Origin of the sequence: Prevotella aurantiaca, from assembly GCF_015262605.1 — a bacterium.
Lineage (GTDB): Bacteria > Bacteroidota > Bacteroidia > Bacteroidales > Bacteroidaceae > Prevotella > Prevotella aurantiaca.
On record NZ_JABZSJ010000024.1, the window covers coordinates 16,552 to 35,245 of the forward strand.

General features: G+C 39.9%; 19 protein-coding genes and 1 tRNA gene. 13 read left to right on the forward strand and 7 right to left on the reverse strand.

Translation table 11 applies throughout. The features are described from left to right. Positions 1 to 6 precede the first annotated feature (6 nt). Together HXN26_RS05645 and HXN26_RS05650 are read left to right on the forward strand one after the other, a co-directional pair. Entirely contained in the window at positions 7 to 1,278 is a 1,272-nt protein-coding gene (locus HXN26_RS05645; RefSeq protein ID WP_273159452.1) for a glycosyltransferase family 4 protein, read from the forward strand. A 52-nt stretch (positions 1,279 to 1,330) separates the two neighbouring features. After that, positions 1,331 to 2,734, forward strand: coding sequence for a glycoside hydrolase family 57 protein (locus HXN26_RS05650; protein WP_273159454.1), 1,404 nt, complete (start codon positions 1,331 to 1,333; stop codon positions 2,732 to 2,734). Positions 2,735 to 3,161: 427 nt separating this feature from the next. On the opposite strand, the gene HXN26_RS05655 is transcribed toward HXN26_RS05650, so the two are convergent. The 3 genes from HXN26_RS05655 to gap form a co-directional block, all read right to left on the reverse strand. Further along, a complete protein-coding gene (locus HXN26_RS05655; protein ID WP_024999944.1) occupies positions 3,162 to 4,100 on the reverse strand; it encodes a diacylglycerol/lipid kinase family protein in 939 nt (312 codons plus the stop codon). Positions 4,101 to 4,129: 29 nt separating this feature from the next. Then, positions 4,130 to 5,059 (reverse strand): tRNA (adenosine(37)-N6)-dimethylallyltransferase MiaA, encoded by a 930-nt coding sequence (gene miaA, locus HXN26_RS05660; RefSeq protein ID WP_273159457.1) that lies wholly within the window; start codon positions 5,057 to 5,059, stop codon positions 4,130 to 4,132. Between the two features lie 84 nt (positions 5,060 to 5,143). Beyond that, positions 5,144 to 6,163 carry a type I glyceraldehyde-3-phosphate dehydrogenase gene (gene gap, locus HXN26_RS05665; protein WP_024999946.1) on the reverse strand — a complete coding sequence of 340 codons (1,020 nt, stop codon included), beginning with the start codon at positions 6,161 to 6,163 and terminating at the stop codon, positions 5,144 to 5,146. Between the two features lie 224 nt (positions 6,164 to 6,387). Here gap and mscL point away from each other — a divergent pair, with 224 nt between their 5' ends. Then, the gene (gene mscL / locus HXN26_RS05670) at positions 6,388 to 6,768 is read left to right on the forward strand and encodes a large-conductance mechanosensitive channel protein MscL (protein ID WP_273159460.1); all 381 of its coding nucleotides are present in this window, start codon (positions 6,388 to 6,390) and stop codon (positions 6,766 to 6,768) included. Between the two features lie 411 nt (positions 6,769 to 7,179). Here the strand turns inward: mscL and guaA are convergent, their stop codons facing one another. From guaA to HXN26_RS05690, 4 genes are all read right to left on the reverse strand, one after another. Beyond that, the gene (guaA, locus tag HXN26_RS05675) at positions 7,180 to 8,721 is read right to left on the reverse strand and encodes a glutamine-hydrolyzing GMP synthase (protein WP_273159462.1); all 1,542 of its coding nucleotides are present in this window, start codon (positions 8,719 to 8,721) and stop codon (positions 7,180 to 7,182) included. Between the two features lie 46 nt (positions 8,722 to 8,767). Beyond that, positions 8,768 to 9,565, reverse strand: a complete 798-nt coding sequence (locus HXN26_RS05680; protein ID WP_273159464.1) for a nucleotidyltransferase family protein — start codon at positions 9,563 to 9,565, stop codon at positions 8,768 to 8,770. A gap of 119 nt (positions 9,566 to 9,684) precedes the next feature. Continuing rightward, complete coding sequence (locus tag HXN26_RS05685) at positions 9,685 to 11,232, reverse strand: RapZ C-terminal domain-containing protein (RefSeq protein ID WP_273159465.1); 1,548 nt, start codon at positions 11,230 to 11,232, stop codon at positions 9,685 to 9,687. A 21-nt stretch (positions 11,233 to 11,253) separates the two neighbouring features. Continuing rightward, positions 11,254 to 11,496, reverse strand: a complete 243-nt coding sequence (locus tag HXN26_RS05690; RefSeq protein ID WP_273159467.1) for a hypothetical protein — start codon at positions 11,494 to 11,496, stop codon at positions 11,254 to 11,256. 466 nt (positions 11,497 to 11,962) lie between these two features. Between HXN26_RS05690 and HXN26_RS05695 the strand changes: the two genes are divergently transcribed. The 10 genes from HXN26_RS05695 to HXN26_RS05740 all read left to right on the forward strand — a co-directional run. After that, positions 11,963 to 13,207, forward strand: coding sequence for a sigma-54 interaction domain-containing protein (locus HXN26_RS05695; RefSeq protein ID WP_024999951.1), 1,245 nt, complete (start codon positions 11,963 to 11,965; stop codon positions 13,205 to 13,207). Next, a complete protein-coding gene (locus HXN26_RS05700) occupies positions 13,188 to 13,718 on the forward strand; it encodes an LptE family protein (RefSeq protein WP_024999952.1) in 531 nt (176 codons plus the stop codon). Before HXN26_RS05695 ends, HXN26_RS05700 begins: the two co-directional genes overlap by 20 nt. Before the next feature lie 58 nt (positions 13,719 to 13,776). Continuing rightward, positions 13,777 to 14,526, forward strand: coding sequence for a tetratricopeptide repeat protein (locus tag HXN26_RS05705; protein ID WP_273159470.1), 750 nt, complete (start codon positions 13,777 to 13,779; stop codon positions 14,524 to 14,526). Between the two features lie 8 nt (positions 14,527 to 14,534). Continuing rightward, a complete protein-coding gene (gene secG / locus HXN26_RS05710) occupies positions 14,535 to 14,915 on the forward strand; it encodes a preprotein translocase subunit SecG (protein ID WP_273159472.1) in 381 nt (126 codons plus the stop codon). A gap of 88 nt (positions 14,916 to 15,003) precedes the next feature. Further along, positions 15,004 to 15,079 (forward strand) — tRNA-His (locus HXN26_RS05715). Positions 15,080 to 15,192: 113 nt separating this feature from the next. Then, complete coding sequence (locus HXN26_RS05720; RefSeq protein WP_024999954.1) at positions 15,193 to 15,426, forward strand: YecH family metal-binding protein; 234 nt, start codon at positions 15,193 to 15,195, stop codon at positions 15,424 to 15,426. An 11-nt stretch (positions 15,427 to 15,437) separates the two neighbouring features. Next, entirely contained in the window at positions 15,438 to 15,734 is a 297-nt protein-coding gene (locus tag HXN26_RS05725) for a glutaredoxin-related protein (protein ID WP_273159474.1), read from the forward strand. 132 nt (positions 15,735 to 15,866) lie between these two features. Continuing rightward, positions 15,867 to 16,982 carry a DNA replication/repair protein RecF gene (recF, locus tag HXN26_RS05730; RefSeq protein WP_273159475.1) on the forward strand — a complete coding sequence of 372 codons (1,116 nt, stop codon included), beginning with the start codon at positions 15,867 to 15,869 and terminating at the stop codon, positions 16,980 to 16,982. Beyond that, on the forward strand, positions 16,975 to 17,265 hold the full coding sequence (locus HXN26_RS05735) for a DciA family protein (protein ID WP_024999956.1): 291 nt from the start codon (positions 16,975 to 16,977) through the stop codon (positions 17,263 to 17,265). The genes recF and HXN26_RS05735 overlap by 8 nt, the downstream gene beginning before the upstream one ends. A gap of 436 nt (positions 17,266 to 17,701) precedes the next feature. After that, positions 17,702 to 18,694 (forward strand): IS5 family transposase (locus HXN26_RS05740; RefSeq protein ID WP_273159477.1); only part of this gene is annotated, 993 nt, incomplete at its 3' end.

Below are 18,694 nucleotides of genomic sequence, written 5' to 3' on the forward strand. Positions count from 1 at the left end.
CACAAAATGAAAGTATTAATGTTCGGTTGGGAGTATCCACCACATGTATTTGGCGGATTGGCAACTGCTAATTTTGGTATCTCTGAAGGCCTGCATGTACAAGGAGACATAGAAACCATACTCTGCTTACCGCACCCCTTTGGTGATGAAGACAGAACTTTTGCCAACATAGTTGCAATGAATCATGTGCCCATAGTATATCGCGATATCGACAACGAGTACCTTCGTGGAAGATTAGGCAATTTGATGGACACTGATCTATATTACAAGTTGCGCGATAATATCTATGCTGACTTCAATAATATGAATGTGAATGATATTGGTGCAATGGAGTTTGCAGGTGGTTATCCATCCAACTTGACAGAAGAAATCAACAACTATTCTATTATATCAGGTGTGGTAGCACGTGCGTTAGACTATGATATTATTCATGCTCATGACTGGCTTACCTTTCCAGCAGGTATCCATGCCAAGAAAATTTCGGGCAAACCACTCTGTATTCACGTTCATGCTACCGACTTTGATCGGTCGGGAGGCAAGGTGAATCCTACGGTCTATGCTATAGAAAAAGATGGAATGGATAATGCAGATTGCATTATGTGCGTGTCAGAACTTACTCGTCAGATAGTTATTAAGCACTATTATCAGAATCCAGAAAAGGTATTCACGGTACACAATGCTGTATATCCATTGCGTGAAGAGGTTGCGAATATGCCTCGACCTTCGCATAAAGGAAAGGAGAAAGTAGTAACTTTCCTTGGTCGTATTACGATGCAGAAAGGCCCAGAATATTTTGTTGAAGCAGCAAATATGGTATTGCAGCGTACGCGAAACGTTCGCTTTTGCATGGCTGGCTCGGGTGATATGATGAATAAAATGATAACTTTGGCAGCCGAAAGAGGTATTGCAGACCGCTTCCACTTCCCAGGTTTTATGAAGGGCGACCAAGTTTATGAGTGTCTGAAAGCATCAGATGTCTATGTTATGCCATCGGTGAGCGAACCCTTTGGTATCTCTCCTTTAGAAGCAATGCAGTGCGGTACGCCTACTATTATATCAAAACAAAGTGGCTGTGCCGAGATTTTGCATAACTGTATTAAGTTGGATTACTGGGATATAGAGGCTATGGCAGATGCGATATACTCTATCTGCCACAACGAAAGTCTATTCAGTTACTTGTCAGAAGAAGGAAAACGAGAGGTAGATAACATTACATGGGAGAAGGTAGGTACGTGGATTCGTGAACTATACTACCGCACATTAGGGTGGAATATGTAGAACGACCGCAGCTGTATTACTCAAATTCAAGAACATTTAAAACAAAAAAATAATGAAAACAATTTGCTTATACTTCGAGATACATCAGATTATCCACTTGCGTCGTTATCGTTTCTTCGATATAGGAGCTGACCATTACTATTACGACGACTTTGAGAACGAACGCAGTATAACTGATATTGTGCAGCGTAGCTACATGCCTGCTCTTGACACTTTGCTGCAAATGATAAAAGAAAGCAATGGTTACTTCAAAGTTGCGCTATGCCTCTCTGGTGTGGGAATAGAGAGTTTAGAACAGTACGCTCCCGAAGTGATAGAAAAAATACAGGAACTTGCAAAGACTGGATGCGTGGAATTTCTTGCTGAACCTTATTCGCATGGCTTGTCAGCATTAGGCAACGAAGATAGCTTTAAGGCAGAAGTGAAGCGACAGAGCAAGAAGATTAAAGAATATTTCGACTATACACCGAAGATATTACGCAATTCTTCACTCATCTATAGCGACGATATTGGACGAATGGCTGCCGATATGAAGTTCAAAGGAATGATTACTGAAGGTGCAAAACACGTGTTGGGTTGGAGAAGTCCACACTATCTTTACCATTGTGCTCTCGCCCCACAGCTGAAGCTTATCTTGCGCGATGTAACCTTAAGCGACGATATATCGCTTCGCTTTAACAACTCGGAGTGGGAGGGATACCCATTGTTTGCCGAAAATTATATAAACAAAATAGCTTCTCAACCCGATGAAGAACAAATCTATGGTATCTTTATGAACCTCACTGCATTGGGCATTGAGCAACCATTACACAGCAATATACTGGAGTTCTTCAAGGCTTTGCCGGAATGTGCACGCCAGCGTGGCATAAGCTTCTCTACGCCAACAGAGGTTTGCGACCGTGCTAAGAGTGTGGACGACTTCTCTGTTCCTTATCCATTAAGCTGGAGAGATGAAGAACGCGACATAAGTACTTGGCTGGGAAACTCTATGCAACGCGAAGCATTTAATAAGCTTTACAGCATTGCGGATAGAGTTCGTATTGCCAATGACCCACGCATTAACCAAGACTGGGATTATCTTCAGGCGAGTGATAACTTTAGTGCGATGAGTACAAAGCCTGTGCCTGTAGGCGTGGACCGTGGTATTTATAGTACTCCGTTCGATGCTTTCACCAACTATATGAATATCTTGGGCGACTTCATGAGCCGTGTTAATACACTCTATCCTGCAGAAATTGAGAACGAGGAACTGAATAGTTTGTTGACAGCAATACACAATCAGGAGAACGAATTAGAGACAAAAGATAAGGAAATAGTTATATTGAAGGCTAAAGTGGAGAAGCTTGCAAGCGAAAACGACAAGCTTAGAGCAAAGCTGGATACATGCGAAAATGACGAAAAACCAGCAAAGAAGAAAGCTGTACCCCCCAAGAAAACAGCAAAGAAGAAAGCGTAGGAGCTGGTGATGGCTATTTGAAGGGAATTTAATAGCAAATGAAATAATTACGGGATTGTCTTTTAATAGACAGTCCCATTTTGTCTTTTAATGAACAAGTATCGAAGTACGATTTCCTTCTTCAATGGTTTATCTTTTGTAAAGATTATTTTGTTAAAAAGCGATGGTGGCGTTTTCACTTTGCAATAGTGCCTGTTTTGCGTTGCAAAACAATGCGTTTTATGGTGCAAAACAGGCTCTTTTGCTACGCAAAACAATGGGTTTTGTAAGATGTTGGTAATGAGATGATTATGTGAAATCGGCTTTATGGAATAATGTTTACATTTTTTCTAACTTTCCCATGTCTATAATCCATAAACAAATATTGCTGTACTCTAAACGTCAGAGTACAGCAATAAGTTAATTGCAAGTTCTATATATGAATGAATTATGTCGGGATAAGGAAGTTGATAACTTCCTTTTCTACAATTACTTTGAACGGACCAACTGGAGTTTTCGACATAAGTCGGCCATCTATACCTATTAGGGTGCGTGGCTCAACATGTATTGTGGTCTCCTGTGTGCGGTACGGATGCACGCTTTTATAGTTCAAGAACCTACCACGAAGGAAGAGATAGATGCCTTCGAACAACTGAGTTACTTCGGGATGGTATACTACCGACACATCTAATTGGCCATTATAAGGTACTGCATTCGGCGTTTGTCCGTAGCCGAGAGCATTACCTATACAAACAGTCATGACTTTACGCTTTATTTCATCAGTATTTATTTTGATGTGCATGTGGAAGTCTAAGCGTTGGAAAGCCAAAAGAATGAACGAGAAAATAAACGATAGACTGCGTGAACCAAATATGTTTCGTGTTCGGCGACGAAGGTTCATGATGGTAGCAATAAGTCCGATATTGATGCAATTAAGGAAATAGCGGTGGCAACCTTCGCCCTCTCTGTTTTTGTAGCGAATGCATCCAAGGTCTATTTTACGTATGCGGCGCTCTTTCAACCACCCTATGGTTTCTTCAATATTATCTTCTTCGAATCCCCAAAAATGAGCAAAGTCGTTCATGACACCATTAGGGATAACGCCCAATACGATGCTTTCTCGTACCTCTTTCTTTTCATGCATCAAACAGTTTATGGTGTCGTTCAACGCTGAATCGCCACCAAAGATAATGATAGTGCGGTAGCCGTTGCCTATCATCATACGGATAAGGCGATCTACACCTGCCGAATTCTCGCTTTGAATCATGTCGAAATCAATGTTGTGAGCCTTAAGACTACGCTCTACTCGTTCCCAGCGTTTTTGTGGATTACTTAGGAATCCATCTTTTGGACAGTAAAGAATGCCCCATTTTTTTTCGTCTACCATAATATATTATCTCGTTTAAACCGTTTTCTTTATGCCTTTTCGATGAGTGTTTGGACGTAGGCTATCTTTTCATTTATTGGCGTTTTGGCGTCTATCCAATGAATATTGAAGCCACGTCGCTCCATTCCTCTGAACCATGTCATCTGCCTTTTGGCAAACTGATGGATAGCTATTTCTAAGTTGCGGTACATCTCTTCATAGCTTAATTGACCAATAATGTGTTGTGTAACAAACTTATATTCTAAGCCATAGTAGATGAGGTCGTCGGCAGGAATACCCGAATTGAGTAATGCACGCACCTCGTCTATCATGCCTTCGTCTAATCTTGCTTTTAAGCGTCTGCTTATTTTGCGGCGACGTTCTTCTCTATCAATTTCTACACCAATAAGGATTGTGTCGAAAGAAGGCATCGAACGATCTGGAGTAGGGTGCTGTAACTCGTATGTTTCTATCTCGATGGCACGAATAGCACGATTCGTTGTATCAACATCTGTGCGGTTGTGCATTGCCGAATGGTTCTTTGCTTTCAGCTCTGAAAGTATTTCAGTAAGTTCAGAGAGCGACTTTCCTGCTAATGAAGTACGTAAAGCATCGTTCTGTGGAACTGGAGAAAGGGCGTAACCCTTTAATACTGCTTCAACGTAAAGTCCTGTTCCTCCACATAGAATAATCGGTTTTTTACGCTCTGCAATATCAGAATAGGCTGCTTGGAAGTCCTGCTGATATTGAAAAAGATTATATTTTGTGCCTGGTTCTGCAATATCAATCAGATGATAAGGTACTTTTATACCATTCACCTCATAGTCGGCAAGGTCTTTACCCGTACCTATATCCATGCGACGATATACCTGACGACTATCAGCACTGATAATTTCAGCCCCCATAGTAGCTGCCAAGGCAGTGGCAAAAATAGTTTTCCCACTTGCTGTTGGTCCTATTATCGTAAGCATTTTCCCCATTTCTGCACAAAAATAATAAAAAAAAGCCATTCGGCAATAAACCGAATGGCTTTTTAATATTGTTTTTCTTATGAAATCGTAAGATTAGCCATTAACCTTAGCCATGTGCTTAATCAACTCTACAACCTTGTGTGAGTAACCAATTTCGTTATCGTACCAAGATACAACTTTAACGAAAGTATCTGTCAAAGCGATACCTGCTTTAGCGTCAAAGATAGATGTACGTGGGTCGCCAAGGAAGTCAGAAGAAACTACTGCATCCTCTGTATAACCGAGAATACCCTTCAATTCGCCTTCAGAAGCTTCCTTCATAGCAGCGCAAATCTCATCGTACTTAGCTGGTTTAGCCAAGTTTACAGTAAGGTCAACAACTGAAACGTCCAATGTTGGAACGCGCATTGACATACCTGTGAGCTTGCCATTTAGTTCAGGAATAACCTTACCTACAGCCTTTGCAGCACCAGTAGAAGAAGGAATGATGTTGCCTGAAGCAGCGCGACCACCACGCCAGTCCTTCAAAGAAGGTCCGTCTACAGTCTTCTGAGTTGCTGTAGTAGAGTGAACAGTAGTCATCAAACCATCTGTAATACCGAATTTGTCATTCAAAACCTTAGCGATAGGAGCCAAACAGTTTGTTGTACATGAAGCGTTAGATACAAACTGTGTTCCCTTTACGTATTTATCGTGGTTAACACCGCAAACAAACATTGGGGTGTCGTCCTTAGAAGGAGCAGACATAACAACGTACTTAGCACCTGCTTCGATGTGAGCTTGAGACTTTTCCTTTGTGAGGAAGAGGCCAGTAGACTCTACAATGTACTCTGCACCGATTTCGTCCCACTTCAAATCAGCAGGGTTACGCTCTGCAGTTACACGGATAACGTTACCATTTACGATGAGCTGAGACTTTTCAACATCAGCTTCGATAGTGCCATTGAATATACCATGCATGGTGTCATACTTCAACATGTAAGCTAGATAGTCAACTGGGCAGAGGTCGTTAATACCAACTACAACTACATCCTTAGCGTTTGCCTCTTCAAGACTTGCGCGGAATACGAAACGACCGATACGGCCAAATCCGTTAATACCAATTTTAATCATTTGTCTTTATTTAAAGTGAATACTATAATACCTATATAAATATTTTATTGGAAAAGTTATATTTTTTATTATTTCCTATGCAAAGTTACAAAAAAAATCTTATATTTGCAACCGAAAAGAGTATTAAACATTATTAAATAAAAACATGCTCGTGGGATAACTTGACTTACGTTAATTAAAAAGATTGTAGGTTCTCTTACAGCATAACTTAAAAATTGTACTTTATGAGTTTCCTTAAGGAGTTTAAAGAATTTGCCATGCGTGGTAACGTTATGGACATGGCTGTCGGTGTTATCATTGGTGGCGCGTTTGGAAAAATTGTATCTTCATCGGTAGATGATATCATTATGCCAATTGTTGGTATGATGACTGGTGGAATAGACTTTAGCAAGCTCAGTGCTATGGTGGGTGAAGCTGAAGTTAAATATGGTATGTTCATTCAGAATGTTATCGACTTCCTCATTATCGCTATCTGTATCTTCGGAATGATTAAGGTTATGAATATCCTTTCAAAGAAGAAGCAAGAAGAGCCAGCAGCACCTGCAGAACCTTCTAATGAAGAGAAGTTACTTGGTGAAATTCGCGATTTGTTGAAGAACAAGTAATGGAAATAAACCTCTCAAAGAGGTAATTTGAAATAGTAAAGGCGCATCGGAAACGTTGCGCCTTTATTGTTTCAACAGAATATTATTAAGTGAATTGATGTCCCACATCTATTTTGGTGTTGATGCTTAGAATGTGTTTCGTTTTGTAAAGATAATTTTATTGAAAATTGGACGGTACGTTTTAATGTTGCAAAAGAGCCTGTTTTGCAACGCAAAACAGGCTCTTTTATCGTGTAAAATAGGCACTTTTGTAATGTAAAACAATGGGTATTACAAAGCGTTGGTAAAGAGTAGGTTATGCAGTATATATCTTCGTGAAATATATTTACAGCTTTATAAGTTTTTTATTCGCCACAAAACATATTGCTTTCACTAATGAACTTTACTGCTAATCCTTTATTTTCGCTATGTTTATTCCCACTCAATGGTTGCAGGTGGCTTTGAAGATATATCATAACATACACGGTTTACACCTTTTACCTTATTGATAATCTCGTTTGAGACCTTTGCCATAAAGTCGTAAGGAAGTTGTGCCCAATCGGCTGACATCGCATCTGTACTGGTTACGGCACGCAAAGCTACAGGATGTTCGTAGGTGCGTTCATCGCCCATAACGCCTACACTGCGAATTGTAGACAAGAGAACTGTACCAGCTTGCCATACTTTATCGTAAAGTACTTCACCATCTTCGCAAACGTAATTGCGCATACTTTCGATGTAAATATCGTCTGCATCTTGGAGAATACGTACTTTTTCGGGTGTAACATCACCTAGAATACGTACTGCTAATCCAGGTCCTGGGAATGGATGACGCTTAATAAGGTGCTCAGGCATGCCCAATTCGTAGCCCACTCGGCGTACTTCGTCTTTGAATAACCATTGTAATGGTTCGCAAAGCTTTAAGTCCATCTCTTCAGGAAGGCCACCAACGTTGTGGTGACTCTTGATAACCATGCCTGTAATGCTTAAGCTTTCGATGCGATCGGGATAGATTGTGCCTTGCGCCAACCATTTAGCATCGGTTATTTTCTTAGCTTCAGCATTGAAAACTTCTACGAAGTCGCGACCGATAATCTTACGCTTCTGTTCTGGATCGGTAACTCCTGCAAGGTCTCTAAAGAACTTTTCTGACGCATCAATACCAATAACGTTCAATCCTAAGCCCTCGTATGCTTCCATTACCTTTGTAAACTCGTCCTTACGGAGCATGCCGTGGTCTACAAAAATACAAGTAAGGTTCTTTCCAATTGCACGATTGAGCAAGGTTGCGCATACCGATGAGTCAACACCACCCGATAAACCGAGTATCACACGGTCGTTTCCTAACTGCTCTTTTAGTTCCTTTATGGTTGTTTCCACGTATGAAGCAGGGCTCCATTCTTGCTTACTACCGCAAATATCTACCACGAAATTCTTTAAAAGAGTCTTACCTTGCAAGCTATGGAATACCTCCGGGTGGAACTGAACTGCCCATAAAGGCTGTGATGTTGATGCGTAAGCAGCAAACTTAACATCGCTTGTAGACGCAATAATTTTGCAGTCTGCCGGAATAGCGGTAATGGTATCACCATGGCTCATCCATACTTGCGAATTCTTATCGAAGTTGCGGAACAAAGGATTTTCGGTATCAACAGTTGCCAAATTAGCACGTCCATATTCTCGAGTACCCGTTTGTTCTACCTTGCCACCATTCTTATGTGAGATGTATTGCGCACCATAGCAAATGCCAAGTACAGGAACTTTGCCCACAAACTGGCTTAAATCCACTTGAAATGCCTCTGGGTCATGTACCGAATAAGGTGAACCTGAAAGGATAACACCAATTACTGACGGGTCGTCCTTAGGAAACTTGTTGTATGGAAGTATCTCACAGAAAGTATCTAATTCGCGCAAACGGCGGCCAATTAGCTGGGTTGTCTGCGATCCGAAATCCAAAATGATGATTTTTTGCATATTCTGTATGTTGTTATTGTTTCTATTCTTTCTTTATTGTTATTATCTAATTGCCTAATTGATGTGCAAAGGTATCAGCTTCAGAGAGTGTGTCCAACTTGCCAACATCCATAAGTTTAAGATCGTTTTTTACCTTTCCAACGAAGTGTAAGTCTTTTGCATACTTCAGATAAAAGTCCATTATAGGGAACTTTTCGGGACATTCGTTCATCGTTTCAAATACTTTTCTGCCGACAATGTGTATTCCTGAAAAAGCAAAAAGCGTAAAACCATGTTGTTCATTGGCTGTGTTGTTGTTGTCGTAAGGCTGTGTAAATGTATACTGATGTAAGGTTTCGTAAGGCGATTTAACTTCTCCTGTGTCTATATTAGTCCAACCTACAAGGCGCATTGCTTTGTCGAAGATAAGATAACGCTTTGTTTTTCGTGGGCTTACAAGTAGAACAGCATCAGTTTTTCGTACTTTTTCTGCTTCACAAGCATACCTATATAACGCCTGAAGGTCTACATTGCTTAGAATATCTACGTTGTGAATAAGTACAGGTTCGGCAGTATTGAAAAGTGGTACAGCCTTTTTTATTCCTCCTCCAGTGTCAAGTAACATTTCCGATTCATCAGAAATGCGAATATCTACACCGAAATTGTTTTGCTGTAAGTACTCAATGATTTGATTGGCGAAGTGGTGTACGTTTACAACCACACGTTGGCTGCCCGCTGCAACCAGTTGTCTGACGACGTGTTCAATAAGCGGTTTGCCTCCAACCTTAACCAATGCTTTAGGCATTCTGTCGGTCAGAGGTTTTAGACGTGTGCCAAGTCCGGCGGCAAATATCATTGATTGCATTATCTACTGCTTTTAATGCGTGCAAATTTACTAATTAAATTTCAGACAACAAAGAAATAAACTTATAACCTTAATGCATCTTTTGAAGTAGCACAGAAACTGAGTGAATCTTGCTGAGCTTACTTCAGACGAGCTTCTAACACCTGTTTTATGCCTTGTTCGCGGTGCGTAATGTGTACTTCAATGCCATATTTACGATTCAAATGTTCTGCTAAATGTTGTGCACTGTACACAGAACGATGCTGTCCTCCAGTACATCCAAACGAGAACATTAGGTCTGTGAAGCCGCGTTGGATATAGCGTTCCACATGATGTTCGGCGAGTTGGTAAACAGGATGAAGGAATTCTAGGATTTCGCCATCATCTTCTAGAAAGCGAATAACGGCCTCATCAAGTCCCGTTATCTTCTTGTAAGGCTCGTAACGGCCTGGGTTATGCGTGCTGCGACAGTCGAAAACGTAGCCGCCACCATTGCCTGAAGCGTCTTCTGGGATACCTTTTTTAAACGAAAAGCTAAATACTCGCACTACCAAAGGGCCCTTTCCGTCGTATTTTGAGAAGGTTGCAGGACCATCTAATGGGTTTGCTGTGTATACGTCTTTCTCTGCAATCTTGTAACCATCGGCTCTATTCTTTGCAGGTTGTTCTATATGAGCGAACTGTGGTAACTGTGTTAGCCTTCGTAACATATCCAACATGTATGGATAAGGGAATACTTCTTCGCCCAAAGTAAGTACATCTCGGAGATTTTGAATGGCTGGTGGGATAGAATCGATAAAGTGTTTCTTCCTTTCAAAGTAGCCACGGAAGCCGTATGCGCCCAATACTTGCAGCAAGCGGAAGAGTACGAACAGTGAAAGACGATTTACGAAATGGCGTTTAGATGGCACTTCGGTAAAATGTTTCAAGCTGTTATAATACTCGAAAATGAGTTCACGGCGCAATTTAAACGAGTATTTTGCACTTGCTTGCCAAAGAAACGAAGCAAGGTCGTAGTAGTATGGACCTTTGCGACCGCCTTGAAAATCTATAAACTGTGGTTTTCCTTCGGCATCAAGCATAACGTTACGTGCCTGGAAGTCGCGATAAAGGAAAGCTTCCATCTTCTCCGATGTAAGGTCTTTTGCAAACATTCGGAAGTTGGCTTGTAGCTTTAACTCGTGAAAATCAAGTTCTGTTGCTTTCAAAAAACAATATTTGAAGTAATTCAAATCAAAGAGGACGGTTTCTTCGTTGAACTCTGCTTGCGGATAACAATAGCTGTAATCCAGGCCACGTGCACCACGAAGCTGAATATTAGGTAGTTCTTTTATAGTCTTTCGAAGTAGTTCCTGTTCTGCAAGATTATAGCGTCCTCCTGCTTCACGCCCACCTTGAATAGCATCGAAAAGCGATGTTTGGCCCAAATCGGTTTGCAAATAGCGCATCTCATCTTCAGAAACAGCAAGTACAGAAGGTACGGGCAGTTGTCGTTGAGTAAAGTGTTTGGCAAGATAAATAAAGGCATGGTTCTCATCTCGACTCGTTCCAATAACACCAATCACCGATTTTCCCTTATTGTTGGTAAGGCGATAGTAAGTTCGGTTGCTGCCTGCGCCCGCCATTTTCTCTATATTTGCAGGAGCATAACCTGCCCATTGTGTATATAGTTCTACGAGTTTTTCCATTTCTTTACTATTGTTTTTCTTTTATTTTATGCCTTCTTCTGCGTCGCTATCGTCCTTGTTGTTGTCCTCTTGCAAGCTTTTTAATATCTCCTCTGCTTGTTTTTTGCCTTTCTTTCTTAGTTCGTATTCGCGCAAAAAACCATCAATGAGCAACAAGATAGCCATAATAGCAGAAGCTATCCAAACGTTCTTTGTAATATAATAGAGTCCTCCAATGATAATGAAGAACACCAAAAACATTTTCCAATTAACCTTTATCTTCATGCTACAAAGTTAATCAAAAGTTTTTAGATAGAGAGAAATGTTTTTAGATTTATTACTGTTTGCTCTACCATAAAGTAGAACAATTAACCTGATTAGATAGGTGAGAAAAGAAGTGAAATGTGTAAATGTTTTTCAAACGCAAGTCGTGTGTGTAACAATCATATTATCAGTGATTTATAATACCTATTGTTTTACATTCTAAAAGAGCCTGTTTTGCATGGTAAAACAGGCTCTTTTAGAATGTAAAACAGGCACTATTGCAACATCGAAACATATCTATCACTTTTTGTTACGATTATTTTTACAAAATCATAATGAAAGTATCTTGCTGATTAAGCAGTATTTTGCAAAAACCGTAGCTGTACTTGTGCTGAATGATATTTGACCTAAACAAAACTATTAGCGTTTGTTAAACTCTGCCAAAATTGCAGACATTTAAAAATAAATAGGTAAATTTGTCATCTAAATGAACAATACAGAACTTCAACGCGTTAAACAGCGTTACAACATTGTGGGCAATTGCAATGCGCTAAACCGGGCTTTAGATGTAGCATTGCAGGTAGCACCTACCGATTTATCCGTACTTATCGTTGGAGAAAGCGGTGTGGGTAAGGAGATTATACCCCGTGTTATTCACGATAATTCGCCACGAAAAAGGGAAAAATATTTCGCCATTAATTGCGGATCTATACCAGAAGGTACGATTGATAGCGAACTCTTTGGACACGAAAAGGGTTCGTTCACAGGGGCCATTGGCGAAAGCGATGGCTATTTTGGTACTGCAAATAAGGGCACAATCTTTCTTGATGAAGTGGGCGAACTGCCTTTGGCAACACAAGCTAAACTATTGCGTGTGTTGGAAACAGGCGAGTATATTCGTGTAGGAGGGCAGGAGGTGCGCAAGACTGATGTGCGTATTGTGGCTGCAACTAACGTAAATGTGCGTAAGGCAGTGAGTGAAGGAAAGTTCCGCGAAGACCTTTTTTATCGTCTGAATACCATTCCTATTCAAATGCCACCGCTGCGTGACCGTGGAGAAGATATTCTTTTATTGTTCAGACTCTTCGCTATGCAAATGGCAGAGAAGTATCGTTTGCCCAAAATAACTCTGACCGACGATGCTAAACAAATTATGTTGCATTACAAATGGCCAGGAAATGTGCGTCAACTGAAGAATATTACCGAACAAATTTCGGTACTAAGTGAACAGCGCGAGATAACGGCTGATATGCTAACTGGCTTTATTCCACGCGACCCTGATAGTACGCAGCTTGCCATTATAGATAAAGGTGGAAAGCATAGCTATGAAAGCGAACGAGACATACTATATCAGATATTGTATGAACTGCGTGGTAACGTGAGCGATTTGCGCCGAGACTTAAACAATGTTCGGAAGCAGTTAGAAGAAACACGTGCGTTGAATGGGGCGGCAGGGTTCGAACCTTTGCCCGAAAAACATAGTGAAACTATGCCTGTTCCCACGAAACATGCTGTTGCAGAAACTCCTTCTTCCAAAAGCTTAATAGAGTTTGCAGAAGCTGAAGAGATATCAGAGCCTGAAGTTTTAAACCTCAGTGATGTGGGCAGACAAATGGTAGAGAAAGCTTTGGAACGCAATAATGGCAACCGAAAGAAAGCTGCACAAGAGTTAGGTATAAGTGATAGAACGCTATATAGACGGATTAAGCAATATGGCTTGGAAAGTAAATAAAACAAGAAAGTTATACCTTATATATATAGTAGTGGCATTGGTGTGCCTTACTGCTTGTTCTGTGAGCTATAAATTCAATGGTGCAAGCATTGATTATTCAAAGGTGCGTACCATTCAGATAGCTGATTTCCCAATTCGTTCCGCCTATGTGTGGGGACCAATGGGACCAATGTTTAACAATAAACTGAAAGATGTCTTTGCCAATCACACTCGTTTAGAGCAGGTGAAACGCAATGGTGACTTAAAGATTGAGGGCGAAATCACACAATATCAACAGCGTAATAAGAGTGTTTCGAGCGAGGGCTATTCGGCTCAAACAGAACTTTCAATTACCGTAAACGTACGTTTCACAAATAGTTCTAATCATAATGAGGACTTTGAAAAGCAGTTTACGGCTACTGCCAGCTATGATACCAGAAGAAGTTTGAACTCTGTTCAAGAAGAATTGGTAGAGCAAATGGTGAAAGATCTTACTGATCAGATATTCAATGCAACTGTTGCTAACTGGTAAAGAGAGTGATATAACATAATAAAGAAAATAGTTACAGCATAGTAAAGTAAAGAAAAGTATGGATATAGCCCATTATTTCAATCATCCCGAAGACTTGAACAAGGAAACGTTATACGACCTCAGAAGTCTTATTGCGCTCTATCCGTTCTATCAGCCTGCACGAGTATTGCTTCTAAAAAATCTCTTTCTGCTGCACGATGCAACATTCGACGAAGAGTTGCGCCGTGCTGCTTTATACATCACCGACCGCAGAATATTATTCGATCTCGTAGAATCCGCACATTATCAGTTGCGTACACCAAATACACCGAAGGAAGAAACAGAACAGAAAACAAAAACCAACAGAACAGTTTCGCTTATTGATAGTTTCCTTGAACAGATGCCGAAAGAATCAGAGGATAATACGAATAGTGGACGAAAACCTACGCCTGCAGATGCAACAGTAGACTATGTAGCTTTCTTAATGGAGTCGGAGAAACAAGAAAAGGAAGAGAAAGCTGTTCCAAAGCTACGAGGACAAAGTCTGATAGACGACTTTATCTATAACGAAAGAGGGAAAATCGTTTTGCAAGAAGAAACCGAATATGAACCCGAAGGAGTAGAAGTAAGTAGCGAAGAGGAGGTCGAAATAGAGGAAAATGGTTACTTTACCGAAACTTTAGCCCGAATTTACATAAAACAAGGTAGATATTCTAAGGCATTGGAAATAATTAATCGATTAAATTTGGTATATCCGAAAAAAAATCGTTACTTTGCAGACCAAATCCGATTTTTGGAGAAATTGATAATAAACAAAAATAAAAAATAACACAGGAAATGTATACGCTTTTAGTAGTACTTATCGTTATTGCGGCCTTTCTTATGATTGGAGTAGTTCTAATCCAAGAGTCTAAGGGTGGCGGACTATCATCTAACTTCTCGTCTTCAAACGCTATTATGGGTGTTCGTAAGACAACTGACTTTGTTGAAAAAGTTACTTGGGGTTGTGCAATCTTCATGGTTGTCCTCAGTGTTGCAACTTCTTATGTTGCTCCAAAGGCTGAAACAGAGCAGAGTGTAATTCAGAAAGCAACATCAGATGGCGGTGCTACAAGCCCAAATAACTTGCCTAACTTCGGTGCAAGTCAGCAAAAGCAAGCTGCTCCAGCTGCAAATGGACAAGCTGCTAAAACTCCTGCAACACCTGCAAAGCAATAAAAACATAATAAAAAAGTACGATTTTATTTGTGTAAGATAAATAAATTTTGTACCTTTGCACTCGCTTTTGAAAAGCAAACCAATATATGGTGGACGTAGTTCAGTTGGTTAGAGCGTCAGATTGTGGTTCTGAATGTCGTGGGTTCGAGTCCCACCTTCCACCCAAAGCGAACGAGGAATTTCAGCAATGAATATTCCTCGTTCTGTGTTTTATAAGGTAATTAAGAATTAGCAGTCGCCTTGTGCGATGCAATAAATTAAAAGAAAGGATACAAAAATGGTACATGGACATGAAGTTCTCCACATGATGGAGGGCAATAGCTATAGTACAAAGGAAAGTTTGGTAAAGGCAATTGTTGATAAATTTGGTGCTGACGAACGTTATTATACTTGTTCAGCTGAAGGAATGACAGCTGCAGAGCTTGTTGATTTCTTAGAAGAAAGAGGTAAATTTATGCCTTCAAGCAGCGATGACTTTACGGTGGATACAAGCAAAATCTGTAATCATTAAAACCAATCGTTATGATAAAGGTATATGGAATGATGACTTGCCCAGATTGTGTAGAAGTTGATGAGCAGGTAAAAGGCGATAGCCGATACGAGATTATAGACATTGGCGAACACGTTCGCTTTATGAAAGAGTTCTTACGTTTGCGCGATAACAATGAAGTTTTTGCAGAAGCACGTGCAAAAGGCTATGCAGGAATACCCTGCTTTGTGTTGGAAGACGGGACTGTAACGTTAAATCCAGAAGAAGCAGGAATACAAAAGGGAAAGAATAATGCTCCATCTTGTAACATAGATGGTAGTGGTTGTTAATAAAAAAGAGTTGTCGACAGGCAACTCTTTTTTTTATTTCTCAAAACAAAAGTTGGTACATTCTTCATTATAAGCATTTATTTCCGTATCTTTGTATGTGCAAGTTAATAGTTAAGATTTGCAGAAACTACCATGCGTTTAGACAAACTTTCAATTATAAATTATAAGAACATAGAGGCGACAACACTTAATTTGTCGGCTAAGCTGAATTGTTTTATTGGGCACAATGGGGTTGGTAAGACTAATTTACTTGATGCTGTGTATTATCTTTCGTTCTGTAAGAGCGCCTTTAACTCTAAGGATTCTGAGGTAATGAGCCATGGAAGCGAGTTCTTTGTCTTAGAAGGTGATTATACGAGAAGTACGGAAGACAGCGAGCAAGTATATTGTAGCATGAAGAGAGGCTCGAAAAAGCATTTTAAACGCAACAAGAAGGAATACAAGAAGTTGTCTGAACATATTGGATTGATACCTTTAATCTTTGTTTCGCCATCTGATATTTCAATTATAGAAGGTGGAAGTGAGGAGCGACGTAGACTTATGGACGTTGTCATTTCGCAGTATGATCGTCCCTACATAGAGTCACTTTTACGCTATAATAAGGCTTTGCAGCAACGCAATAGTTTGCTAAAACAAGAGGAGGAGCCTGATAGTACGCTGTTAGAACTGCTGGAAATGCAAATGGCAGAGTATGGAACAGAAATTTATAAGAAGCGTTCTACCTTTATAGAACAACTTGTACCAGTGTTTCAATCTATATATCAAGCTATTTCACAGAACCGTGAAGAGGTATCTTTGCAGTATGTTTCGCATGGTGAAAGAGGAGATTTGCTCGATGTTATACAGCGTGATAGGGCAAAAGATCGTATCATGGGCTACTCATTACATGGTATCCACAAAGATGATCTTGCTATGATGTTAGGTGGATTCCCTATAAAACGCGAGGGAAGTCAGGGACAAAACAAAACATTTGTACTTGCTTTAAAGCTTGCCCAGTTTAATTTCTTAAAGCGAGCAGCAGGCAATCAGACTCCATTGTTATTGCTTGATGATATTTTTGATAAGTTAGATGCTGATCGAGTGGAACAGATTGTTAAGTTGGTATCAGGTGATAGCTTCGGACAAATATTTATAACAGATACTAATCGCGAACATTTAGATAAGATATTAGGTAATAGTAGTTTTGATTACAAGCTTTTTTCGGTTGAGAATGGTGAGATAACAGAAAGGAGTATTACCAATGTTTAGACGAAAAGTGAAACCATTATCAGAGGTGCTTGGTAAGGTGTTGCGTGATGGAGGGCTTGAATTGCCTTTGCTTCAGAAACGTGTTGTAGATGCTTGGGATGAGATAGTAGGACCTAATGTTGAACAATACACGCAGGAAAAGAGCATTCGTAACCAAACATTATTTGTGAAAATAAGCAATCCCGCATTGCGTCAAGACTTGTCTATGATGCGAACACAGTTAGTAAAACGCTTAAATGAGCATGTTGGTTCGTTTGTTATATCGGAGATTCGCATTTACTAAAGCATAGTGATTTGTACGATTATAAATTACTGTAAACTCTTCATTCTGAAGTTCAACAAACGATATTATTTCTTATTTTAGAAGTTAGAGAATAATAAAAGATATGTAAATATTTTACATAAGCACATGTCTTTTATAACGTATTCATATCCAACGCTTTGCCAAACCCATTGTTTTACGTTGTAAAAGTGCCTATATTAAACGCCAAAAGCGCCTGTTTTGTAATGCAAAACAGGCGCTTTTGAAACACCGAAGCGTTATGGTTCCTTTTCAGTAAAATTATTTTTACAAAGTAAAGGCAGTAATCTTCCAACTTCTTAATTAGTCCTCCCTTAAAAACCTAATATTATCCTGATTCATAGTATATTATCCTGTAAATTATTTGCTTATATCTGCAAGTTTTTGTACCTTTACATTATAAATCTTGCAGATATTTATGCTTAAACGTACATCTAAACAGCTCTCTATGTTCTCTTCTTTAGAGGACATGCTTAGCCATGAACATCCCCTTTTCCAACTTAGTAATAAGATTAATTGGGAATGTTTTGAAAATGCTTTCTCTCCTTTGTATTGCAGCACTAACGGTCGCCCTGCTCATCCTATTCGCTTGATGTGTGGTCTTTTAATTTTAAAACATCTGCGCAATGTGTCAGATGAAATGGTAGTTTCTCAATGGAGCGAGAATGCTTACTACCAATATTTCTGTGGTGGACTTGAATTTATGCCCAAACAACCCTGTGACGCTTCCGAGTTAGTTCACTTCAGAAATCGTATAGGCGAGGAAGGTATGGAGTTAATATTAGCCGAGAGCATCCGCGTTAATACCGACCATGATAACGAAGATCATTTTGATACGGCTTTCATTGATTCTACCGTGCAGGAGAAGAATATAACCTATCCTACAGATGCGAAGTTGCATAAAAAGATAATCAAAAACGTTCTGAAGATAGTTCATGACAATTGTCTTCCTCTACGACAGAGTTATACGCGTACCTTGAAAGGCATTTACCGTTCCCAACGTTTTCGTAATCATCCCAAGAATCGTAAGAAAGCTCTTAAGGCAGATAGGCAACTCAAGACCATAGCAGGTAGATTAGTAAGAGAGCTAGAGCGTAATCTTGGGGGAAGGAAAGGATATGAGAAGATGTTTGAGCTATATTACAGAGTTCTTTCTCAGAATAGGAAGTCAAAGAACAAAGTATATTCTCTGCACGAACCAGATGTAGTTTGCGTCAGCAAAGGTAAGGAACATAAGCAATATGAGTTTGGCAATAAAGTATCTATTCTTCGCTCATGGTCAGGACTTATTCTTGGTGCATGTTCTTTTAGGAATGAATATGATGGACATACTATCGAAAAGACGTTAGAACAAATCCAAAGGATGACAGGAATGAAGGTTGATAAGTTAGCAGGAGATAGAGGGTATAGA

Coding starts and splice junctions, on each gene's coding strand:
- HXN26_RS05645 (WP_273159452.1), top strand. CDS start 7: ATGAAAGTATTAATGTTCGGTTGGGAGTATCCACCACATGTATTTGGC.
- HXN26_RS05650 (WP_273159454.1), top strand. CDS start 1,331: ATGAAAACAATTTGCTTATACTTCGAGATACATCAGATTATCCACTTG.
- HXN26_RS05655 (WP_024999944.1), bottom strand. CDS start 4,100: ATGGTAGACGAAAAAAAATGGGGCATTCTTTACTGTCCAAAAGATGGA.
- miaA (WP_273159457.1), bottom strand. CDS start 5,059: ATGGGGAAAATGCTTACGATAATAGGACCAACAGCAAGTGGGAAAACT.
- gap (WP_024999946.1), bottom strand. CDS start 6,163: ATGATTAAAATTGGTATTAACGGATTTGGCCGTATCGGTCGTTTCGTA.
- mscL (WP_273159460.1), top strand. CDS start 6,388: ATGAGTTTCCTTAAGGAGTTTAAAGAATTTGCCATGCGTGGTAACGTT.
- guaA (WP_273159462.1), bottom strand. CDS start 8,721: ATGCAAAAAATCATCATTTTGGATTTCGGATCGCAGACAACCCAGCTA.
- HXN26_RS05680 (WP_273159464.1), bottom strand. CDS start 9,565: ATGCAATCAATGATATTTGCCGCCGGACTTGGCACACGTCTAAAACCT.
- HXN26_RS05685 (WP_273159465.1), bottom strand. CDS start 11,232: ATGGAAAAACTCGTAGAACTATATACACAATGGGCAGGTTATGCTCCT.
- HXN26_RS05690 (WP_273159467.1), bottom strand. CDS start 11,496: ATGAAGATAAAGGTTAATTGGAAAATGTTTTTGGTGTTCTTCATTATC.
- HXN26_RS05695 (WP_024999951.1), top strand. CDS start 11,963: ATGAACAATACAGAACTTCAACGCGTTAAACAGCGTTACAACATTGTG.
- HXN26_RS05700 (WP_024999952.1), top strand. CDS start 13,188: ATGGCTTGGAAAGTAAATAAAACAAGAAAGTTATACCTTATATATATA.
- HXN26_RS05705 (WP_273159470.1), top strand. CDS start 13,777: ATGGATATAGCCCATTATTTCAATCATCCCGAAGACTTGAACAAGGAA.
- secG (WP_273159472.1), top strand. CDS start 14,535: ATGTATACGCTTTTAGTAGTACTTATCGTTATTGCGGCCTTTCTTATG.
- HXN26_RS05720 (WP_024999954.1), top strand. CDS start 15,193: ATGGTACATGGACATGAAGTTCTCCACATGATGGAGGGCAATAGCTAT.
- HXN26_RS05725 (WP_273159474.1), top strand. CDS start 15,438: ATGATAAAGGTATATGGAATGATGACTTGCCCAGATTGTGTAGAAGTT.
- recF (WP_273159475.1), top strand. CDS start 15,867: ATGCGTTTAGACAAACTTTCAATTATAAATTATAAGAACATAGAGGCG.
- HXN26_RS05735 (WP_024999956.1), top strand. CDS start 16,975: ATGTTTAGACGAAAAGTGAAACCATTATCAGAGGTGCTTGGTAAGGTG.